The sequence below is a fragment of the Pedobacter sp. 01N310 genome (genome assembly GCF_056399805.1).
Window position 1 is genome coordinate 138,267 of record NZ_JBFTSB010000002.1, and the last position, 23,027, is coordinate 161,293.

15 protein-coding genes are annotated in these 23,027 nt (G+C 38.6%); 5 read left to right on the forward strand and 10 right to left on the reverse strand.

Going from position 1 to position 23,027, the window contains the following annotated elements; genetic code table 11:
* The first annotated feature begins 19 nt into the window (after positions 1–19).
* A complete protein-coding gene (locus tag AC1DNH_RS06175) occupies positions 20–1,273 on the forward strand; it encodes a pyridoxal phosphate-dependent aminotransferase (protein ID WP_477585117.1) in 1,254 nt (417 codons plus the stop codon).
* 205 nt (positions 1,274–1,478) lie between these two features.
* Here AC1DNH_RS06175 and AC1DNH_RS06180 read toward each other — a convergent pair whose 3' ends face one another.
* Positions 1,479–2,903 (reverse strand): RtcB family protein, encoded by a 1,425-nt coding sequence (locus tag AC1DNH_RS06180; RefSeq protein ID WP_477579340.1) that lies wholly within the window; start codon positions 2,901–2,903, stop codon positions 1,479–1,481.
* Positions 2,904–2,965: 62 nt separating this feature from the next.
* Positions 2,966–4,063, reverse strand: coding sequence for a slipin family protein (locus AC1DNH_RS06185; RefSeq protein WP_477579339.1), 1,098 nt, complete (start codon positions 4,061–4,063; stop codon positions 2,966–2,968).
* Positions 4,064–5,089: 1,026 nt separating this feature from the next.
* Here AC1DNH_RS06185 and AC1DNH_RS06190 point away from each other — a divergent pair.
* Positions 5,090–6,133: a helix-turn-helix transcriptional regulator gene (locus AC1DNH_RS06190; RefSeq protein ID WP_477579338.1), complete on the forward strand. Its 1,044-nt coding sequence runs from the start codon at positions 5,090–5,092 to the stop codon at positions 6,131–6,133.
* Positions 6,134–6,189: 56 nt separating this feature from the next.
* Complete coding sequence (locus tag AC1DNH_RS06195) at positions 6,190–7,710, forward strand: glycoside hydrolase family 32 protein (RefSeq protein WP_477579336.1); 1,521 nt, start codon at positions 6,190–6,192, stop codon at positions 7,708–7,710.
* 81 nt (positions 7,711–7,791) lie between these two features.
* Here AC1DNH_RS06195 and AC1DNH_RS06200 read toward each other — a convergent pair whose 3' ends face one another.
* The gene (locus tag AC1DNH_RS06200; RefSeq protein WP_477607962.1) at positions 7,792–9,375 is read right to left on the reverse strand and encodes a peptide chain release factor 3; all 1,584 of its coding nucleotides are present in this window, start codon (positions 9,373–9,375) and stop codon (positions 7,792–7,794) included.
* 620 nt (positions 9,376–9,995) lie between these two features.
* Between AC1DNH_RS06200 and AC1DNH_RS06205 the strand changes: the two genes are divergently transcribed.
* Both AC1DNH_RS06205 and AC1DNH_RS06210 read left to right on the forward strand, forming a co-directional pair.
* Positions 9,996–12,263 carry a helix-turn-helix domain-containing protein gene (locus AC1DNH_RS06205; RefSeq protein ID WP_477579332.1) on the forward strand — a complete coding sequence of 756 codons (2,268 nt, stop codon included), beginning with the start codon at positions 9,996–9,998 and terminating at the stop codon, positions 12,261–12,263.
* Between the two features lie 380 nt (positions 12,264–12,643).
* Positions 12,644–13,252, forward strand: coding sequence for a SprT-like domain-containing protein (locus AC1DNH_RS06210; RefSeq protein WP_230149336.1), 609 nt, complete (start codon positions 12,644–12,646; stop codon positions 13,250–13,252).
* Positions 13,253–13,402: 150 nt separating this feature from the next.
* Here the strand turns inward: AC1DNH_RS06210 and ade are convergent, their stop codons facing one another.
* The 7 genes from ade to AC1DNH_RS06245 all read right to left on the reverse strand — a co-directional run bounded on the left by ade (position 13,403) and on the right by AC1DNH_RS06245 (position 23,024).
* Positions 13,403–15,040 carry an adenine deaminase gene (ade, locus tag AC1DNH_RS06215; RefSeq protein WP_477607960.1) on the reverse strand — a complete coding sequence of 546 codons (1,638 nt, stop codon included), beginning with the start codon at positions 15,038–15,040 and terminating at the stop codon, positions 13,403–13,405.
* 100 nt (positions 15,041–15,140) lie between these two features.
* Positions 15,141–17,117, reverse strand: a complete 1,977-nt coding sequence (locus AC1DNH_RS06220; protein ID WP_477607958.1) for an alpha-ketoacid dehydrogenase subunit alpha/beta — start codon at positions 17,115–17,117, stop codon at positions 15,141–15,143.
* Positions 17,118–17,147: 30 nt separating this feature from the next.
* Positions 17,148–18,533, reverse strand: a complete 1,386-nt coding sequence (locus tag AC1DNH_RS06225) for a LutB/LldF family L-lactate oxidation iron-sulfur protein (RefSeq protein ID WP_477625264.1) — start codon at positions 18,531–18,533, stop codon at positions 17,148–17,150.
* Between the two features lie 154 nt (positions 18,534–18,687).
* On the reverse strand, positions 18,688–20,322 hold the full coding sequence (locus tag AC1DNH_RS06230) for a M28 family peptidase (protein WP_477625265.1): 1,635 nt from the start codon (positions 20,320–20,322) through the stop codon (positions 18,688–18,690).
* Positions 20,323–20,349: 27 nt separating this feature from the next.
* Positions 20,350–20,787 (reverse strand): ribose 5-phosphate isomerase B, encoded by a 438-nt coding sequence (gene rpiB / locus AC1DNH_RS06235; protein ID WP_477578227.1) that lies wholly within the window; start codon positions 20,785–20,787, stop codon positions 20,350–20,352.
* Between the two features lie 45 nt (positions 20,788–20,832).
* On the reverse strand, positions 20,833–21,714 hold the full coding sequence (tatC, locus tag AC1DNH_RS06240; RefSeq protein ID WP_477578225.1) for a twin-arginine translocase subunit TatC: 882 nt from the start codon (positions 21,712–21,714) through the stop codon (positions 20,833–20,835).
* A gap of 119 nt (positions 21,715–21,833) precedes the next feature.
* Positions 21,834–23,024, reverse strand: coding sequence for an LVIVD repeat-containing protein (locus AC1DNH_RS06245; RefSeq protein WP_477611037.1), 1,191 nt, complete (start codon positions 23,022–23,024; stop codon positions 21,834–21,836).
* Positions 23,025–23,027 lie beyond the last annotated feature (3 nt).

Consider the following 23,027-nt stretch of genomic DNA (forward strand, 5'->3'; position numbering starts at 1 on the left):
CGATAATAAATAATAGTATATGAAAGTTTCAGTATTGGCCAGTTCATTAATCGGCTCAGAAATTATAAAAATCGGTAATGAAGTTAACGAAATGAAGCGCAAAGGTGCTTCGATCGCTAATTTAACCATAGGCGATTTTGACGCAAACATTTACCCAATCCCAACCGAATTAAAGGCCGGAATTGTAGAAGCATACAACGCCAACCAAACCAACTACCCGCCTGCTGACGGTGTTTTGCCTTTAAGAGAAACGGTTTCGGAATTGTTAAAGGATAGATTTGGGTTAGAATACAACACCAACAGCATTTTAGTTTCTGGTGGTTCACGCCCTTTAATTTATGCTACTTACCTGGCTTTGATCGATCCTGGAGATACCGTGGTTTTCCCTGCACCATCTTGGAATAACAACCACTATTCTCACTTAACTTCGGCAAAAACAATTGCGGTAGAAACCGATGCTGCGCATAATTTTATGCCAACTGCAGCGCAATTAAAACCGCATTTAAAAGGGGCAACCTTATTGGCGCTGTGCTCGCCATTAAACCCAACAGGAACCATGTTCGATGCCGATTCCTTAGCTGAAATCTGTGATGCTGTTTTAGAAGAAAATGCATCACGTGGTGCCGACGAAAAACCATTGTACATGATGTACGATCAGATTTATTCGCTTTTAACTTTCGGAAAAGAACATGTAAATCCAGTTTCCTTACGCCCTACAATGCGTCCGTTTACTGTTTTTGTTGATGGTAGTTCGAAATGTTTGGCGGCAACTGGTGTACGTGTAGGATGGGGTTTTGGTCCGGAGGATATTATCAATAGAATGAAAGCTTTAGTTGGCCACATGGGTGCCTGGGCGCCAAAAGCCGAGCAAGTGGCTATGTCTAATTATTTTAACGATAAAGCACAGGTTGATACTTTCTTAACCAGTTTTAAAGGTCAGATTCAAGATAGCTTAAACGCACTTTACAATGGATTTAACGAATTAAAGAACGAAGGCTTTAATGTTGATGCTGTTGAGCCGATGGGCGCGATTTATTTGACCATTAAAATCGATTATATCGGAAAAACCACTGAAGATGGTCAAGTTTTAAAAGATAGTGCAGATGTAAATTTCTATCTGATTAAAGAAGCTGGAGCAGCTTTGGTTCCATTCTCTGCTTTTGGAAATGAAGACAGTATGCCTTGGTTCAGGGCTTCGGTTGGTGCTTGTACCCTGCAGGATATTAAAGATATGTTGCCAAGGATTAAAACCGCTTTGAGTAAGTTGAAGTAAAGATTATAAATTAGATAAGAAACCCTCTTCAAAATTAACTTAAGAGGGTTTCTTTATTTTTACTCCAACGAACATTTTGATTCGTTTCCTAACTTGGTCGTCATGCTGAATTTATTTCAGCATCTTTATTGGGAGATAGACCCTGAAATAAATTCAGGGTGACGACTGTACAGTAGACTCCAGACTAAGGACTCCAGGCTAAAAACTAATCCTCCCTGCTTCCATCATCAGCCATTCTCACCATTTTAGGTTCAAATTTGGCCACTACATCAACCAGTTCGGTTTGCGCTGCCATCACTTTGTTGATGTCTTTATAGGCCATTGGCGCTTCATCTAAACCTGCACCAATTAGGGTAACATTATGATCTTTCAAAATCGCTTTCATATCCGATTTGGTAATCGATTGAATCGCTTTGGTCCGGCTCATTTGACGTCCCGCACCATGAGATGCTGAATTGATTGCACTCATTTCGCCTTTTCCCCTAACCAAAAATCCTGGTGCGGTCATACTTCCTGGAATAATCCCCATCACATCTTTACCTGCTGGTGTAGCACCTTTTCGGTGGACAATTACTTCTTCTCCATCAAGCATTTCTTTCCATGCAAAATTATGGTGGTTCTCTACCTTGGCTAAAACTTTAGCGCCAATTGCCTTGGTTAATCTTTTGTGGATCACCTCATGACAGGCTGAAGCATAATCGCCGGCTAAATTCATGGCAATCCAATACTCTTGTCCTTCGGCAGAATTTAAATCCAAATAAGCCAGGTTTACAGCCTCTTTAGGTAGTTTACATATGTCTTTAGCCAGTTTGGTGTAATGACCTGCAATGGTTGCGCCAAAACCACGGGAACCCGAATGGGTCAATAATGCTACGTAACGTCCTTTATCGATATTTAAAATCTCATCACGTTCGGCAAAATCAATAATCCCCCATTCTACAAAGTGATTTCCACCACCCGAAGTACCCAGTTGTGCCCAAGCCTTTCCGTGTAAATTTTTAAGAAAAGGAGTAGCGTTGAAAGCGTCGTTTTCTAAAACATCATGATCAGCCCTTTCATTACCTTTAAAATTCTGACCCGCACCAAATTTGGTGAAAGCAATTAATTCGCGTTTATACATTGCATCTTTCCCAAAATAATGTTTCTCTGGAATATCGAAAATACTTAAAGCCATTCTACAACCGATATCTACACCGACACCATAAGGGATAATTGCATTTCTAGTCGCTAATACGCCACCAATTGGTAAACCATAGCCTTGATGGGCATCGGGCATTAATGCCCCAGCTACCGAAACTGGCAGTTTCATGGCGATATCCATTTGGTTTCGGGCACCTTCTTCTATATAATCGGCACCGAAAATTGAATAATCTTTAGCATTGTTGATTAGTTCAATGGTCCCATCTGATTTTGGATTGGCTTCCTCGATCACAGCAGTTGCCAATACATTTAATACCTCGTCATCCAAAAAACTTTCCGGGTATTCTTTTACTTTTTTAAATAAGGCCAATAATTCTTTTTCCTCAATATTCGCGAAATTTTCTTTCAGGATATCTAATGCTATGCCTACTATTTTTCCTTCGGAATAACCTATTTCGATCAGGTTATTACCTGTTATGTTGTTGTTCATTTTATTTCTTGTTCAATCCTCGGCAGGTAATACTCACCTGACCGAGGGTTTCTAAATTTAATTTATTTTACGAAGATTTGCTTCAATTGATCTACAATTTGTCCACTGCCTGATAAGCTGATGTTGTTGATTTTTTCTGCGATTTTCTCTACATATTCCATCTCTTTCAACTTGTACAACATTGCATTGTCTTCCATCAATTTAGCTGTATTCAACAAACTTCTGGTTGATGCTGTTTCTTCTCTCCGGGTAATGATATTGGCTTGGGCTCTTTTTTCGGCAACTAAAACCTGGTTCATAATTTCTTTAACGTCACCAGGTAAAACGATGTCTTTAACCCCACAATTGGTTAGTTTTACGCCCAAGTTTTCAACCTTATCCAAGGTGATGGCCATTACCATTTCGGCAATTTTTTCTTTGCTTTCCATCAATTCGTCAAAAGTCATTAAGCCAATACATTCCCTTAACGCCAATTGCATGGTGATGTATAATTGTTTTTCAAATTCTTTGTTCTCCAATAAGGCCTTAATGATATCATCCACTTTATATTGAATGCTGAAATTTACCCTCAATTGTGCTTTATCTTTGGTTAAGATTTCTTGCCCGATAATTTCCATATTCAATTGCCTCATATCGGTTTTCAAAACTTGAACAGTAGTGCTGTTTTTCCAGTAAACATAGTTTCCTGCTTCCAATACGGTTTCAAATTTACCATCAATAAACAATAAAGCTTTTTCGAAAGATTCTACTTTATAAGCCCTGATATAATTCAATAATGGTGCTTTCTCCAATAAGTTTTTATCAATGGTTTCATCAATTTTGATGTTACTGATATCTACCTTAACAAAGTTATATGCCGACAAACCTTTCCAGATGGCGTGTCTGCCAGCTGTTAAAACGTTCTTGAAATTTTTGTTTTGATAAACCAAGGCCAATTCATTATCGGAAACGCTTACCAAGTGAATTAAATTCACAAAATCTGTGTTTTCCAATAAGATATCCAATTCGGCAACTGTGTAATAGTACTCTTTTGCCATATCATACAAAGTCATGTCTTCACCGAAACCTAACCAGTAAGTTCCAGCTGTTAAAACGTTTTTTAATTTTCCTTTTTTAAACACCAATCCAACATAATTGGTGTTAATTGTTACTCTTTTCATGTTTTTTTGATGTTAAGATTTATAATTATTTAATTTTTGTTTTACAAAGCATTGCAAAAGCACATTCATTTTTTTCTTGCGGAAGCAAATTGAATCTTGATGTTTTTAAGAATGAAATCAAGCTTTGGCAAGTAGTTAAATCCGAGGATTTAAATAAATTTTTCGGCGAAATTTGATTTTTAAATCAGCTCTTTCATCGTTTTTACTTTCAAAGCAAAAGGCAAATTGCGTTTCAGATTTATTAAAAATCTTAAAGCCGAATGCGGTTTTACAATGCTGTTCTTTTGAGCGATTTTAAAAGTTGCTCTTCTTTTTGTTTTGGAGTTTGAGTCCTAAACGCTTACCAATTAGCTATTCCAAGTGATGGTTGGAAGCAGGATTCGAACCTGCATGGTTTGGTTGTTATTCTACCCCTGAATTATTCCGAATAATATCGGAAGTGGGATTCGAACCCACGACACACAACGTGTTTAGACAATCTATCATAATTCTTATCAGCATATTCTACGCAATTGCCCGAATACTTTGGGGCTATTCCGAAACCCGCAACATTGGATAAGTTTTATTTAGTATTGCCATCCCTTTCGGGATTTCTTTATATTAACCTGATTGTGATAACCTTTACTAATGTAACCCTGTCCGGCGTATCCCGAACAGGGGCTTCATGTTGGTGAATGCTGATCCAGTTAAAACCGGAGCAGCATAAACGAGAGCGCGTATCATTTAGAACAGTAAACTGTTTCTATCAATCAGATTGTTGTTATTAATATTTATCAAAGAACTTTATCGACTGGCGACATTACAAAGATGCCACCACCACTACGCGGCAGATTTGCGCAGTAAAATTTATTTTGGTATAAAATATATAATTGGTTGATAATTAGATGGATAAATTTAATTTTTACATTGTATTTTTTCTTTTATCCTCCCATTACGCAATTGTATTGCGTAGATTATAAATGCTTTGCTATATTTAGTTAAGCTTTTCAATCAGATTTTTTAGCTTCAAACTCAAATTGATTAAAAATGGCAGTAAATAAATTGGCACTCATCCGGTATAAAACCATCGACGATTGTTTGAAGAACCGTTACCGTAAATGGACACTAGAAGATCTTATCGAAAAGGTATCGGCAACGTTATACGAGCTCGAAGGAATTACCACCGGGGTAAGCAAGCGGACCATTCAGGCAGATATCCAGCTCATGCGGAGTGATAAGCTTGGCTATAATGCACCGATTGTGGTGAAAGATAAACGCTTTTATGCCTACGAAGAAGCTGGTTTTAGCATTACCAAAGCACCAATCAATAACGCTGATGTAGATAAAATGAAAGAAATTGTAGGTGTACTGAAACAGTTTAATGCCTTTAATTATTTCGACGAAATGAGCGATATGATCGCCCGTTTAGAAAATAACCTCTACAAATCGACGAAACAGAGTGGCAATAATATTCAATTGGAAAGTAATAAGCTCGTTAAGGGTTTGGAATGTATTCCACCATTATATCAGGCTGTTTTAAACAAACGTTCACTATTAATCGAATATAAGTCTTTCAAGGCGCAACAATCGCAACAAGGAATTTATTATCCGTATCTGTTAAAAGAATACAGAAACAGATGGTTTTTGATCTGTAAAGCGAAAAAACGGCCAGGGATCTTAAATTTGGCATTGGATAGGATAGTAGAATTTCAGGAATTGCCTAACGAAGAATTTGTAAGTTATCAAGGAGTAGATTTCGATCGGTATTATGAAGATCTGATCGGTGTAACGAAAAGCGAAAGGGACCGTGCGCAGAAAGTGATCCTCGAATTTACAAATGACCATGCGCCCTATGTCGTAACGAAACCAATGCATCAATCGCAGGTAGTATTAAGTAAGAGCGAGAAAACAACAACTTTTAGGATCGATGTGGTACTAAACTATGAACTGGAACGCGAAATTTTAGGCTTTGGAGAGTGTGTTAAAGTGCTTTCGCCACGATTGTTGATTTCAAAAATCAAAAGAAGATTGGCGCAAACTTATGAGCAATACGAAAGCATTGATGAAGGAAAAGTTTTTATAAAGTCCTGAAGAAACTAGTTAAACGTTTTAGTAATTGGATTCTTATGTGTAATTTGAATTTAATTATGTTCAAGACCAAATATATTCTAGCTTTTCTAATGTGCTGTTCGATAAGTATTTTCGCTCAACGGCATACGCCTCAATGGAGGCCAAATTATCATTTCACTGCACCATCAAATTGGTTAAACGATCCAAACGGGTTAATTTATCTGAATGGGGAATTTCATCTTTATTATCAGTACAATCCGTTCGAAAATAAATGGGGGCATATGAGCTGGGGCCATGCCACCAGTAAAGATCTGGTAAACTGGAAGCACCTTCCGGTTGCTATTCCGGAAAAAATTACAAATGACACCACCACCATGATTTTTTCAGGTTCGGCTGTGCTAGATAAACATAATGTAAGTGGATTGGGGAAAGGACAGGCACCCGTTGTTGCTTTTTATACAGCAGATCTACCTAAGCAACGGAATGAATCTCAATATATGGCCTATAGCAATGATGGAGGGTTAACCTTTACCAATTATGCCAAAAATCCCATTATTGATTTAAATAAAAAAGATTTCAGAGATCCTAATGTATGGTGGCACGAGGCCTCTCAACAATGGATTATGACTGTTGCAATGGTTGATGAGCATCAGGCAAGGTTTTATGGCTCAAAAAACTTGAAAGATTGGACCATGCTGAGTGATTTCGGTAAACAGGGTAATCAGGCGAGTGGTTGGGAATGCCCGTTTATTATTCCCCTGGCCGTTGACGGAAATAAGAACATTACAAAGTGGGTTTTGGCAATATCATTATTTGGACCAAAGGGGCCAACAATGCAGTATTTTGTAGGTGATTTTGATGGCAAGACTTTTAAGAACGACAATGATGGAAAATTAACCTTATTGGTTGATGAAGGCGATTCTTTTTATGCCGCCATTCCATGGAACGATGCGCCAAAAAAACAGCGGATTTTATTGGGATGGTTACAACCTGGCGGTAAAGAAACATTCCCATGGAAAGGACAGATGTCTATCCCAAGAGATTTATCTTTAAAAACTACACCCGAAGGAATTAGGCTGTTTCAGCAACCGGCCAGCCTGATTGCCGATAATATTAAAAAACACTCAAGTGGTAAGGTTATAACGAGGCAAAATGTTGTTATCGATCAGGATATCGACTTAGCTGCCAGCCAAAATTCGTATTGGATTGATGCCGAATTTTCTGTTAAGGATGCAAAAAACTTAGGTTTTAAGCTTGCACAACTAAAGGATGAGAAAGAAAATGTTGTTAAGGAAGTTGAAGTGGGCTATGATGCTGTTAAAAAACAACTTTATGTAGATTGCTCACGTTCAGAGAAAGGTGTTAAAAATGATAAGAACATCATTCAAACCATAACCGTGAGTCCGTTAAACGGTAGAATAAAACTCCAGATTTTGCTCGATAAATCTTCATTAGAAGTTTTCGTGAATGGTGGCGAAAAAGTAATTACCACGATGATTTTTCCTGATGAAAAAGCCACAGGTTTAGCCGCCTTTTCCACAGGAGGTAAAGCGGTTTTAAATAGCCTTAAAGTTTGGGATATGAGTAAACGAAAATGATTGAATTTGAGTGATTGAATTAATGAATTTATTAGTGCTGTTGCCAATATTCCCTCATTCAATCACTCAATTATTCAAAAGTTAATTTTTAAATTCGCTGGTTTTATGGAATTCGATATCTGGATAATCCTGTTTGGTTAAATTAATCATGTATTCACTATCGGCCAAATAAACTGGATTAGCCTCTTTATCAAAACCGATGTGCTGTTGTTTACGTTTTACAAATTCATCCAGTTTCTTTCTGTCGGTAGAAGTTACCCAGCTCGAACGGGTATAACTCAGAGTACGGAAACGGCATTTTGCACCATATTCGTGCTCTAACCTGAAGTTGATTACCTCAAACTGAAGTTCGCCAACCGCACCGATCACTTTCCGGTTTCCAGGCTGCATCACGAATAACTGTGCAACTCCTTCATCGGTTAACTGCTCAATGCCTTTTTCCAATTGTTTGGTACGCATTGGGTCCATATTTTCTACCTCTTTAAAAATAGATGGAGAGAAACTAGGGATGCCTTTAAACTGCAGTTTTTCACCTTCGGTTAAGGTATCGCCGATTTTAAAGTTACCGCTATCGTATAAACCCACAACGTCACCTGGCCATGCCTCTTCCACAATACTTTTTTCGTTCGCCATAAAGTCCATCGGGTTGGAGAATTTCAGTTTCTTATCCTGACGGGTGTGGTAATAAAATTTATTGCGTTCAAATTTACCCGAGCAGATCCTTAAAAATGCAATCCTGTCGCGGTGTTTTGGATCTAAATTGGCGTGGATCTTAAACACAAAGCCACTGAAATTTTTCTCTTCAACCAGTACATCACGCTCTTCAGCCTCTCTATGTCGAGGGCTCGGGGCAATATCAATAAAGGTGTCCAAGAGTTCTTTTATCCCAAAATTATTAATCGCACTGCCAAAAAATACTGGTGCAACCAAGCCATCGGTATATAAATCCTTATCTATCTTACCGTAGATACCATCAACCAATTCAACATCATCTTTCAATGTGTTGATTTCGTTCTCTTTAAGGTAATTTAATAAAGATGGATCATTTAAATCGCTTGCCGCCACAACCGAATCGGTTACTTTGGTCTTATCGGAATTAAATAAATTTAAATGTTTGTTATAAATGCTGTAAACACCTTTAAATGTATGTCCCTGGCCTATAGGCCAGGAAAGCGGACAAAGGCTGATATTTAATTTTTCTTCAATTTCATCCAATAAATCGTAAGCCTCTTTACCTTCACGGTCCATTTTGTTGATAAAGATAATCACCGGGGTGTTACGCATCCGGCAAACCGACATCAGTTTTTCGGTCTGTTCCTCCACACCCTTTACACAGTCTACCACCAAAATAACACTATCTACCGCCGATAAAGTTCTGTAGGTATCTTCCGCGAAATCTTTGTGACCAGGTGTATCGAGAATATTGATGCGTTTACCACTATATTCGAAACCCATTACTGAAGTCGCAACCGAGATACCACGTTGCTTTTCGATCTCCATAAAATCGGAGGTATTACTCTGGTTCGCTTTGTTCCTTTTTACCGCACCAGCAGTATTAATAGCGCCACCAAAAAGCAGAAATTTTTCTGTCAATGTGGTTTTGCCCGCATCGGGGTGGCTAATAATGGCAAAGGTTTTACGTTTTTCTATTTCAGGGTTAAGCATAATAAAATTTTGGGTGTAAAGAGTGATGAAACCTTGTTAAAGGAATTTAACAGCGATAAGATTTGAATATTGTTGTTTCATCAGGGCGCAAAGATAAGAAAAAGCTTTATTATTAATTGTTAGGATGTTGTATTGTTTTGTTAAATAGATCTAAATATTAGCAATACTTTGGAAAAGTAGGGACAGTAGTTCTTTCGTTATTGTAGCCCTGCCATACACTATAGTCCCGACGAATCCGGATGTAAAATTGGGCCGGGAGCTGCCGTTTCTGTCAGGTTTATGTTGCTTCTCCAGTAATTCTATTGAGGTTTTTTATTCTGCTAATTGAGATTAATGAACTGTTCTGCTCCGTGATAGATAGAAAAGCATTGTCATCCTGAGCTTGTCGAAGGACAAATGTTTTATTTGTTTAACTATCAAAAGGTCTTCGACAGGCTCAGACTGACAGCTCTTGCGCTTAAAGTTAATAGCGTTTGAAGATCCAATGTGGCTTGAATAAGTGCTCGCTGAAAATTATCCAATAAAATTTAAAATTTCTCATCAATCATTGTTTAATTTTGTGCTAAAATGTTTAGCTTTATTCATCCCTCCGTTTATTGTTGACTAAAATTTTACTGCCGATGCCCACTTTAGAAGAAACTTCTATGCCCGCAGAAATTGCGGCCAAATTTGTTAATTATACCTCAAAACACGTTTTCTTGACCGGAAAAGCAGGAACAGGTAAAACAACTTTTCTACGGAAACTCATTCAGCTTACGCACAAAAAAGCCTTAATTGTGGCACCAACGGGTATTGCTGCAATCAATGCAGCTGGGGTAACTATCCATTCGCTTTTTCAACTTCCTTTTGGGGCATTTTTTCCTGATGCTGCCGGCGCCTTGATCAATGAAAATATCAATTTTAACTTCAATACGGCCAAAACTCTAGTGAAACACTTAAACATGCAAGGCAATAAACGCCGCATGTTGCAGGAACTGGAGTTACTTGTTATCGATGAGGTAAGTATGCTGCGGGCCGATATGCTCGATGCCATAGATTTCGCTTTACGTTATGTACGCAGGAACAGAAACCTTCCGTTCGGCGGAGTACAGTTATTGTTTATAGGCGATCTGCACCAGCTGCCACCTGTGGTAAAAAATGATGAGTGGCGCATCATGGCTAAGTTTTATAAGAGTATTTATTTCTTCGATGCCCTGGCCCTGCAGGATAATCCACCGGTTTATATCGAACTGGATAAAATTTACCGTCAGGACGATGCTGTTTTTATCGATTTGCTGAACAACCTACGGAACAACAAAATTACTGCTGAAGATACTGCATTATTAAGGCAGCATTTCAAACAGGATTTTAAACCCTCGGCAGATGAAAATTATATCACTTTAACCACCCATAACAATAAAGCTGATAGCATCAACCGTGAAAGATTAACCCAGCTGAAAACTAAATCTTACTTTTTTGAGGCAAAGATTCAGGGTGAATTTAGTGAATATGCTTACCCGAATGATAAAAGTTTAGAGTTAAAGGTTGGTGCACAGGTAATGTTCATCAAAAATGATATGACTGCCGAAAAGCGGTATTACAATGGTAAGATCGGTGTGGTACATCATATCGAAAAGGATGTAGTTGAAATTGAACTGCCTGAAGACAAAGTGGTGATCCAGATTTCACCCTATACCTGGGAGAACGTAAAATATAAATTGGATGAAGCAACCAACGAAATCAAAGAAAATGTAGCAGGATCGTTTATCCAATATCCGATTAAGCTGGCCTGGGCCATCACCGTGCATAAAAGTCAGGGTTTAACCTTTGATAAGGCCATTATTGATGTAGGTGATGCATTTGCACCTGGCCAGGCTTATGTAGCCTTGTCGCGTTTACGCTCTTTGAAGGGTTTGGTTTTAACCTCTCATCTGCGCGATAGTGGTTTGCAACAGGACCAAAATGTACATTACTTTTCTAAAACGAAACAACCTTCCGAGGTGCTAAACGAGCAGATCAGTATAGAGAGTTATACTTTTATCCGCAGTTATTTGCTTGCGGCATTTGATCTGAACCTGATCCGTTATTACTTAAAAGAACATCGTCAGACTTTTGATAAAAGTGAAAAATCGACCAAGCAAAAACACGAAGATTGGACTGATACTGTTTATACCGATTTTCAAAAAATAACAGCCACAGCCGATACGTTTGTTAATCAGCTCAAAAACCTGTTCGCACAGCAAACCGAACATACTTTATTTAACGTATCGAAAAGGGTAGAGGCTGCCTTAAAATATTTTAATCCACTGGTTAAGGAGATTTCAGATCGTTTTCTCGCTCAAATTGAAGTGATAAAGGAAGAAAAGCAGATTAAAACCTATGTTACAGAACTGTTAGAGCTAGAAATTTTGGTGTATGAGCAGTTAAAGAAAATGCACAAAAGTAAAGCATTGTTGCAGGCACTCATCGCTGGGAAAGAGTTTAGCAAAGCCGATACCGATGCACTGTTGAATACGGTTGAAAGAAACAACCAACTCCAAAAAGCAATTCAGCTAAAAGGAGAAACGCTTAAAGTAAAATCTGCAGCAGAGAAAAAGAAAAAAGAGCCAAAGATTGATACCAAGTTAGTGAGCTTCGAGCTGTATGAGCAGGGCAAAACCATCGATGAAATTGCAAAAGAACGTGGCTTTTCTGCCGGTACCATTGAGGGACATTTGGCCTATTATGTTTCTACACAACAATTGGATGTAACCAAACTGGTAAAGGCCAATAAAATCAAAAACATTACCGATGCAATAGAAAGTCAGAAAACAAAATCTATGGCCACGATAAGGGAGTTTTTAGGTAAAGATTATTCTTTCGGGGAGATTAAATTGGTGCTGGCATCGTTGTTCCCATCAGAGGAATAGGTCGAAATCTAACCGCAAAGATAGCTAAGAACAAAAATGGAAGTGCAGGCCAGGTTTACTACGCGCTTATAAGGAGCGTTTGTTCTATAAATCTGATCGTCATGCTGAACTTGTTTCAGCATCTTTCCTGAATAAAGACCCTGAAATAAATTCAGGGTGACGATTGTATGTTTAAGTATGTACAGAACATTTTTCCCAAAACAGATTATTTATCTAATTGAGTTTATAAACTTTGTTGTAAATGGTTATTAGAATTGCCTCTGTTTTCTCTGTGTAAGCTCAGTGAATCTCTGTGGTTAAGCAATGATGAATTCTGTTTTATCTGTGTAAAACTTTGTGCCATTTGTGGTTAAACCTTAAAATTATTTATCTTAGCATCCGTGGAAAAGGTTAAAGTTTTAGCGCAGTACATGCCCGAACCAGCGGCACCGCTAATTGCAAAATGGATAGATTATTTTCAGTGCGAATTTAAGATTTCTAAAACCCGCTCTACAAAACTGGGCGATTACCGCCATCCTTATCAGGGCAAAGGGCACCGCATTTCGGTGAATTTTAACCTCAATCATTATGCCTTTCTGGTTACTACCGTACACGAGTTCGCGCATTTACTCACCTGGAACGACTTCAAGAATAAAGTAAAACCGCATGGCACAGAGTGGAAGAAGAACTTTCAGCGGATGATGGTTCCCTTTTTTGAACTGAATATCTTTCCGGCCGATATCCACAAAGCGATTGATAATTATATGTCTAACCCGGCGGCATCCAGCTGTTCTGATCTTCATTTATCGCGAGCCTTAAAAAAATACGATAGCAATAAAACCGAGACTTTACATTTAGAGCAATTGCCGATTAATACCACTTTTAAAATTAAAGATGGCCGGCGTTTTACCAAAGGCGAACGCATTAGGAAGCGGTACCGCTGTATTTGTTTAGATGATAAACGGCTATATCTGTTTAATCCTTTGGCAGAGGTTTTTGTAGTGGAATAAGATTAATTTGCTGTCATTCTGAATGCAATGAAGAATCTTTTGCAAAATAGCTCTGCAATTACATTTTGCGTTTGAAGATACTTTAGATTAATGTCATTTGAAGTGTCAATAGTAAACAGATTCTTCGCTGCGCTCAGAATGACAAATCAGCTACACAAACTTAAACTCATCCCCATCAAATAAACCTTTATCGCTTAATTTTAAGTGTGGAATCACCAATAAGGCCATAAAAGAAAGCGTCATAAAAGGGGCAAGCAAAGTAGAGCCTAAATCTTTCGCAAATTGATCTATTGAAGTATAACTTTCTGCAACCTGATAACCGTTATGGTTACTCATTAAGCCTGCTACCGGTAAAGCTAAAACTTCTTTTTTCCCATTTCCCAATGCCACTACGCCACCGGTTTCATTAATCACCAGATTTACGGCTTCACAGATACTTTTATCGTCTACGCCGACAGCAATAATGTTATGACTATCGTGTGCAACACTTGATGCAATGGCGCCTTCTTTTAATCCAAAGTTTTTTACGAAGGATACTGCGATAGGCGCATCATGATAACGGTTTACCACCACCATTTTCAAAACATCGTTTTCCAGATCACTAAGGATATTTTGATTTAAAACTTTCGGTTTGGCAGATATTCTGTTGGTAATCAATTGCCCATCCAATGCTTCAATAACTGGAATTTCTTTTTGTCCGCTGAAGGGATAAATAAAATCTTCTTCCTTTTTCAAACTGCAATCGAAATGGTTTACCGATTCTCGATCTTCGACATGTTTTACCCAATTGCCAACTGTTTTGCCATTCTCAGCAAGTAATAAGCCATCGATATAGGTTTGTTTAACCTTGAACGTTTTTAAATCTTCAAGCACAATAAAATCTGCATCATCATTGGTTTGGAGTGAGCCAACATCTAATTTATAGTGAAGAATAGGATTGATGCAGGCTGCTCGGAGTATATTGAATATATTGATCCCTTTTTCTACTGCCCTTGCACAGAGCTGATTAATATGGTTTTCGACTAAACTATCAGGATGTTTATCGTCGCTGCAGAACATCATCATTTCTGGCCAATCGTTCAGTAGATCGATTAAGGCTTCGAAATTTTTTGCCGCACTTCCTTCACGGATGAGGATTTTCATGCCGCGCTGTAATTTATCCAATGCTTCTTCGGCAGTAAAACATTCGTGATCGGTAGAAATTCCGGCATTGATGTATTGTTGAACAGCATCGCCACGTAAGCCCGGGGCATGCCCATCAACAGGTTTACCCAACTGGTGCGCCGCCGCAATCTTTTTTAAAACTTCTTCATCTTTATAAAGTACACCTGGGAAATTCATCATTTCGCTGAGGTATTTTATTTCAGGACGTTCTAAAAGTGATTTTACATCATCATGGTCCAATTCAGCTCCGGCCGTCTCAAAAATGGTAGCTGGAACACAGCTTGGGGCACCAAAATTGAATTTAAAAGGCACGGTATTGCCATTTTCAATCATAAATTCTACACCTTCCATACCACAAACGTTGGCAATTTCGTGTGGATCGCTAATAGTTGATACCGTTCCATGAACTACTGCTAACCGCGCAAATTCACTTGGAATTAACATGCTGCTTTCGATATGCACATGACTATCTATAAAACCCGGTGAGATAAAATGTGCTCCTTCTTTCTGTTCAGAAATTTTAGAGATTGATTTTATTTTTCCATCCTCAACGGCTACTTCGCCAAAGAAAATATTTCGCTTTGTGATGTTGATGATATTTCCTTCGACTTTAAAATTGCTCATGCATTCTTTATGTTTAACTGGTTAATTGTATAAATTGGTTAACTGTCGATTTACTTTAGCAATTAACCAATTCAAACAGTTTATACAATTAACCACCTTCTTAATATTTCAATAATTTATCAATCGTTTCTGCCAATCTTGCCTTAGCTAAAAAATCTTCCTCCAATACCTTACTCATTGGAATTGCCGTATCTAAGCTTGCACAGCGCATTACAGGTGCATCGAGACAAGAGAAACAGTGCTCTCCAATCCAGGCAGATAGTTCGGCGCCAAAGCCATTGGTTAAGGTATCCTCATGCAAAATTAAAACCCTTCCTGTTGCTTTAACCGCTGCCCTTACTGCTTCTTTATCCCAGGGCTGTAGCGTGCGCAGATCAATTAATGTAGCGCCGCTTTCAGGATATTGTTTCAGGTAATCTAAAGCCCAATGTACCCCCAGCCCGTAAGTAATAATCGCAAATTTATTTCCTTCGGCAAGCCTAACTGCTTTACCAATCTCTGTAGTATAGTAGCCATCAGGAACAGGAGCGCTTAAACTTCTGTAGAGGTATTTGTGCTCGAAATAAAGCACTGGGTTTGGATCTTCAATCGCTGCCAACAGCAAACCTTTCGCATCTTCAGGGAAAGCTGGATAAACAATTTTTAAACCTGGTGTTTTGGTAAACCATGCTTCATTACTTTGTGAATGGAATGGTCCAGCCCCTGTTCCGGCACCCGTGGGCATACGCACCACTACATCGGCTTTTTCGCCCCAACGGTAATGCGTTTTGGCCAGGTTATTCACGATCTGATTAAAGCCGACGGTTACAAAATCTGCAAATTGCATTTCTACAACAGCTTTATGGCCATTTATGGATAAGCCTAAACCTGCCCCCACAATGGCCGATTCGCAAATAGGGGTATTGCGGACTCTGCTTTTGCCATATTTAGCAGTAAAACCATCTGTAATCTTAAAAGCCCCGCCATAATCGGCAATGTCTTGCCCCATTAAAACGAGATTAGAATACTTTTGCATGGCCAGGTCTAATCCATCAGTTATTGCATCTAAATATCTTTTTTCTGTAGAAATTTGACTAGGTTGGACAACATCTTGCTGGTAAGGAAAATACATATCAGCCTCTTCCTGATCGGCATTAGTAATCGGCTCATCTTCTTTAAAAGCTTCTTCAACTTCCAGCTCTATATCTCTTTTAACCTGGATTTTGATGTCGATAATTGAATCTGAGGTTAAAATACCCTGCTCAATTAAATACGCTTCGTAATTACTCAAAGGATCTTTCTTTCCCCACTCGTCCAACAATTCTTGCGGAACGTATTTCGTGCCCGATGCTTCTTCATGGCCACGCATCCTGAAAGTTAGACACTCTACCAAAACCGGTCTTGGATCTTTTCGGATTTCCATAGCCAGTTGATTGATGGTATCATAAACTTCTAAAATATTATTCCCATTTATCTGAATACCCTCTACACCATAACCAATGGCCTTATCAACCAGGTTTTTGCACCTGAACTGCTCTGACTTTGGAGTGGAAAGTCCATATCCATTATTTTCGATCAGAAAAATAACAGGGAGGTTCCAAACTGCAGCAACATTTACTGCTTCGTGGAAATCGCCTTCACTGGTTGCCCCTTCTCCGGTGTAAACTAATGTGGCATGCTGTTTATTGGCTAAAACATCGGCAAGAGCAATACCATCTGCCAAAGCCATTTGTGGCCCCAAGTGGGATATCATCCCAATTATTTTATATTCTTGTGTGCCGAAATGGAAAGAGCGGTCGCGGCCTTTGGTAAAGCCGGTAATTTTGCCCTGCCATTGGGCCATTAATTTTTTTAAAGGAATATCGCGAGAGGTAAAAACGCCCAAATTACGGTGCATGGGTAAAATGTACTCCTCACTTTGCATCGCTAAGGTGCTACCAACAGCTATTGCTTCCTGGCCAATGCCCGAGAACCATTTGCCAATTCTACCCTGACGCAACAGCTTGAGCATTTTGTCTTCAACCATCCGAGGGTAAAGCAATCTTCTGTATAAGTTCAATAAGAACTTGTCGTCTTTATCACCTCTGTTAAATTGCATATCTGGTTATTTTGACTAATGAGTCCTGATTTAAGACTCCTTATTTTTTTTCAATTCTTCCCATTGTTTAGCAAAAGATTTATCGGCAACTTTAGGCATTTCCCGGTATTTGCCCCAGCTCTTTTTGAAAAATCTTTTGAGCATAAAATTTTTAAACTTTCCGCCAAAAAAATCCATCCATTTGCGTTTTTGCATCATTCTGCTGAACATGCTCCAGCCAATTTCTTCTTTTTTGCCGTTTTCATGCCCTGCGGCGGCATCTCTCCGGTTAAGCAAGAGCATTTTATGGATATCGATTTTTACCGGGCACACTTCTGAACATTTGCCGCAAAGACTAGAAGCATAGCTTAAGTGTTTAAACTCTTCCATACCCTTTAAGTGAGGCGTAATTACTGAGCCGATTGGCCCACTATAGGTTGTATTATAAGTATGCCCACCAATATTTTTATAAACCGGGCAAGCATTTAAACATGCACCACAGCGGATGCAGTACAAGCCCTGTCTCTGGTCTTTTTGTGCCAATAAATTGGTGCGGCCATTATCTAGCAAAATCACATACATTTCCTCTGGCCCATCTGTTTCATTGGGTTGGCGTGGACCACTTAAAATGGTATTATAAACCGTTAAGTTTTGCCCAGTTCCATGCGATGCCAGTAAAGGCCAGAACAGATCAAGATCTGTCATCGAAGGAATTACTTTTTCAATACCCACAATAGCAATGTGGATTTTAGGGAAAGTGGTACTTAAACGAGCATTACCTTCATTCTCCGTTAAGGCAATACTTCCGGTATCGGCAATTAAAAAATTTCCGCCACTAATACCAATATCGGCATTTAAGTATTTATCGCGGAGTAATTCTCTTGCTTTTTGTACCAGCTGCGGGGGAGTGGCATCGATAGGTGTGCCAAATTTATCGTGAAATAACTGCGCTATATCTGTTGCACTTAGGTGCATGGCCGGGGTAACAATATGGTAGGGAGCCTGCCCAAGCAGTTGAACAATGTATTCGCCCAGATCACTTTCTAAAGACTCGATGTTGTTCTTTTCCAGGAAATCGTTTAAGTGGATTTCCTCGGTGGTCATCGATTTTGATTTGATAACCGTTTTGCCATTGTTTCTTTTGATGATGTTGAGGATTTCCTGTTGGGCTTCTTCAGCATCATTGGCCCAGATTACCTTACCGCCACGGCGTTGGAAATTTGATTCAAATTCTGGCAAGAACTTATCAAGGTTTTCCATCACACGCCATTTGATTACGTGTGCCTTTTTTTTGGATGCCTCTAAATTTTCGAATTTTGATAAGCCCCGTTCAACAGCTGCATTGTATTTCCCAATATTATAATTTATGGTTTTACGATGCGGTAGATCGAAAGCTTTCTCGTCAGATTTCTCTAAAAATTCCTCGGCAATATTCATCAATAGTTATTTTGTAATAGGGTAACGAATATTAACTGATTTTAGTTCTTAGCTATTTCGTTATAACATCAAAGATAGGAATTTATGCAGGCGCGAAAAGGTATTGTGCATAAAAAAGCCCCGACATTTTGTCGGGGCTAACTGTTTTGAATATTTATTTCTTTGGATTTCCTTTTCCATCCATATCTACCGCCGGACGTTTTGCGCTGTTGGCCAATTCCCATGCGGTAAAATAGGTCAGTTTAGCTCTTTTGGCCAAAAGTGGGAAGTTAATTTTACTTACTTCATCACCTGGTTTGTGGTAATCCTGCAGTAACATCCCGTCGTAATAGAAGATGATCGGAATACCCAATTTAGCAAAGTTATAATGATCTGAACGGTAATAAATCTGCTCAGGATCTTTTGGATCATCGTATTTATAATCCAGTTTCATTTTGGTATAGGTCGCGTTAACTCGCTCGCTTAAATTAGCCAAATCACTACTCAACATTCTTGAACCTACAGAGTAAATGTAATTTGCAGAATCTGCTTTACCTAAATATTCTTCGCCAGTACGGCCAATCATATCGGTATTTAAATCAGCAATGGTATTTTCGACAGGGAAAACCGGATGCTCCGAATACCATTCAGAACCCCAAAGCCCTTTTTCTTCACCAACAACAGTCATGAAAAGGATACTGCGTTTAGACCCTTTTCTGGCTTTTTTAGCATCTGTAAATGCTTTTGCCATTAATAAAACGCCGGTAGTTCCCGATCCATCATCATCTGCTCCGTTGTTCACTTTGTCTTTTGCATTTGGATCTGTTTCCAATCCAATATGGTCGTAGTGGCCAGTAAGGATTAAAACTTCTTTTTTAAGTACCGGATCAGAACCTTCTAAATAACCCAGAACGTTCTCACATCTAACTGGTGTTTCTGTTTTTGCAGCACTTGCGGAGAAAGGTACGTTTAATACTTGTGATGCGGGAGCCTGACTATCTACTATTTTCTTTTGCAGATCAGCCACAGTAGTGTTCGAGGCCTTTAGCAGATCGTTTGCCAAAGCGACAGATATCGAGATGCGTGGAATATCGTTTTGCTTTTGAGCTTCGATAGCAGCATTGGTTTTCACCATTACCTTACCATTTTTAAGAGTTTGCTTGGTGTTTTCAGTTATTCTATCAACTGCTGGGTCGATCAGGATAATTGCTTTCACATTATTTTCTGCAAAATACTTTGCCCTTGCTTCAAGCGTAGCACGATAAGCTGCTCTATCAATTCTTGTACCCGGTTTTACGGTTGGATCTCCACCATTAAACATGATAACCACTTTTCCTTTGATATCGGTACCTGTAAAATCGTTATAGTTGTCTTTCTTTAAACCATAACCAATAAATACAAGTTCGTTGGCTGAGAATGTAAAACCTTGATCGCTGATTAAGCTAGGAGATACCAAATAATCTTTTTGGTATTCTTTAGGCTGACCGTTAACCGTTAAGTGGCTTTCTTTTAAGGTAACGTTAACCAAATCGACTTTTTGGAAATAGCTGCCATTTACAGGCGCTTTTAGACCTAAAGATTTGAAATAATCGCGGATATAATCAGCAGCCATCCAAGCGCCTTTTGTGCCTGTTTCGCGGCCTTCGTATTCATCAGAAGCCAATACAGAAAGGTGTTTGTAGGCATTTTCAGGATTAATGGCCTTGCTGAATTTTATCGCATCCTTATTTGGTATAAGGGGCTTTACCTGGCTAAAACAACTTGCGGTAACAAGCGATACCAACCCAAGGGTTAAAAATTTTTTGTTCATTATGATAATAGTTAGTTAAGTTTCTTGTTAGCACGAAATCTTTTCAACCCTGTTTTGGTGGCGCCCGCCCTCAAATTCAGTTGTTAAAAAGGTTGTGGTAATCTCCTTAGCCAGTTCTTCCGAAACAAATCTGGCAGGTATACACAAAATGTTTGCGTTGTTGTGCTTGCGGACTAAAGAAGCAACTTCATTCTCCCAACATAAACCTGCTCTGATATGCTGATGTTTGTTTGCGGTGATGGCTACACCGTTTGCCGATCCACAAAGTAAAATCCCATAAGTAAATTCTCCATTTTCTACAGCAGCAGCAACCGGATGAGCGAAATCTGGATAATCAACAGAGTTTTCTGAGTAAGTGCCAAAATCTTTTACTTCGTAATCCTGTAAAAAATCTTTTAGTATTTCTTTGTATTCAAACCCAGCGTGATCCGCTCCAATAGCAATTTTAATTTTTGTATCAGACATTGTCAAATTTATAGAGAATTATAAAATCTATTCGTAATGTTTTTGTTAGTTAGCGTAGAAAGCAGCATCAGCCTTTTTCTTCTTTTTTTCTATGTAGGCCGAAACAAAAATGCTCAGCTCATAAAGCAAGAACAATGGCGTAGCCACAATTAGCATCGTCATAATATCAGGCGTTGGCGTAACTATAGCGGCAATAATTAAGATAATTACGGCTGCATACCTTCTGCTCGATCTCATCAGCTTTGGTGTCATCAACCCAAGTTTCGACAGCACGAAAATAATAACCGGAAGTTCGAAGATAATCCCTGTACCTAAAGTTAAAGTTGCCACAGATGATAGATACGAATCAACAGTGAATGTATTTTTGATTTCGGCACTGACTGTATAACCTGTTAAAAAGTTAACCGATAATGGGCATACCACAAAGTAGCCAAAAAGGATACCAATAATGAAAAGTACAGAAGCGAAGAAAACGAAGCCACTTGCCGATTTACGCTCATTTTCGTGTAATGCCGGTTTAATAAAACGCCAGATTTCCCACAATAAATACGGGAAACCAACTACGATACCGCACATTACACAAACATTTAATTGCAGGTTAAACTGACCGGCCATTTCGGTGTTAATAATCTCTCCATTAATTTTGGTGATACACATATCTGCACCAAGTGAAGGGAATTTTTCTACCAGTTTGCACATCATCCTGTAAGTCCAGAAATCTGGCTTTTTTGGACCAAATATGATTTTATCTAAAATGAATTCGTTGAAGTAAAAAGCAATACCGGTAAAAACGGCAATGGCAATTACGGCCCTGATTAAATGTTTACGGAGAACATCCAGGTGATCAAAAAAAGACATTTCTGCCTCTAATGTGGTGCTCTTTTGTCCGATAGCTTTTGTTAGTGAAGTTTTTTTAGTGTCGCTCATGTTGAAAACAAAAATACCATTCTATTTGAATAGAATGGTATTTACGTGTTAAATATAGAAATAGTTTATATTATTATGAGAAATGACTGTAAAATAGAAAGAAGCTACAACAATAGTTTTTAACGTTGCCCTTTAATTATACTCAGTTGCTTTAAATTTGCGGCGTTGTTATAATTAAATTGATATACACCATCGTCTCCTGTAACGATTAAAGATTTAGGGCCTGCAATAACATCAAAGCTTTTGATGTTAGTCAAATGCTGCAACATGTTGTTGCCTATTTTGGTTTTATCGGTAATATTGAAGCTCTTTATTCCATAATTGCCTTCGCAGAGAAACAGATTATCGCCACTGGTGCTTAGGCCGTGTGGATTTTGCATAGCATAAACTGCAATCTGTTTCGGTTTGGTGGGATCTTCTATATCTATAACTTCCAATTGATTGCTTGCTTGCATGCACATATTGCCTGTGCGTAAGGTAACGTAAGCATATTTGCCTTGTACAACAACAGGGTCGCAGGCAAAAATATGGCTGTAAGTAGATAGTTGTACGGGATTAGCCGGATCGGTAGCACTAAAAATGTGCATACCTCTATTGGTACCTATAAATAATTTATTCTCGTATGGAAAGATGGTTTCGACACCCCAACCTAAGGGAATAGCCTTTAAGAAAGTTGGGCTCGATGCAGTCTTAACATCAAACAGACTTAAATTATTCATACCAACAGTATATAAATAGTCATTCATTAAGGTAAATCTGGCCATCGAGCCACCTTGTCCAGAAGAGTTGCTGCTATACGCGGAAATGTCGTAATATAGCTTTTCCTTGTATGTTTCTTTCTTTACCAGGGTATCTTTATAAATGTAGAGATATTTTTGAGTGCCGGTGGTATACAATTGATTGAAAACATCAGTTACTCTCTTAACTTGTTTGATATTGCCCATATTTGAGAGATCAAAAGCGAGCAAATCAATAAAATTGTCGGCGTAAAGGATATTGTTGTGGATCGCTAAATCTACGTTTCCCGGAATTTGTAGAAAACCCACGTTTACCGGAGCACCCGGATTAGCATTGTTGTAGATATGAATACCTTCATTTGGTTCATTAATGAAAAGATAATCGTTATAAATGTATATTTTTCCGGTTTTTTTGGCAGGAATAGCTTTTGTCATACCTACAGGTAAAGCCCTCATTTGCTGAACCGAAATCATTTTTACAATCTTTATCATTTCATACTCGTCTTTTTTGCATCCTATAAATACAGCGAAAACAAGTAGGAGGAGTAGTGCGTTAATTAGACTTTTTTTCATATT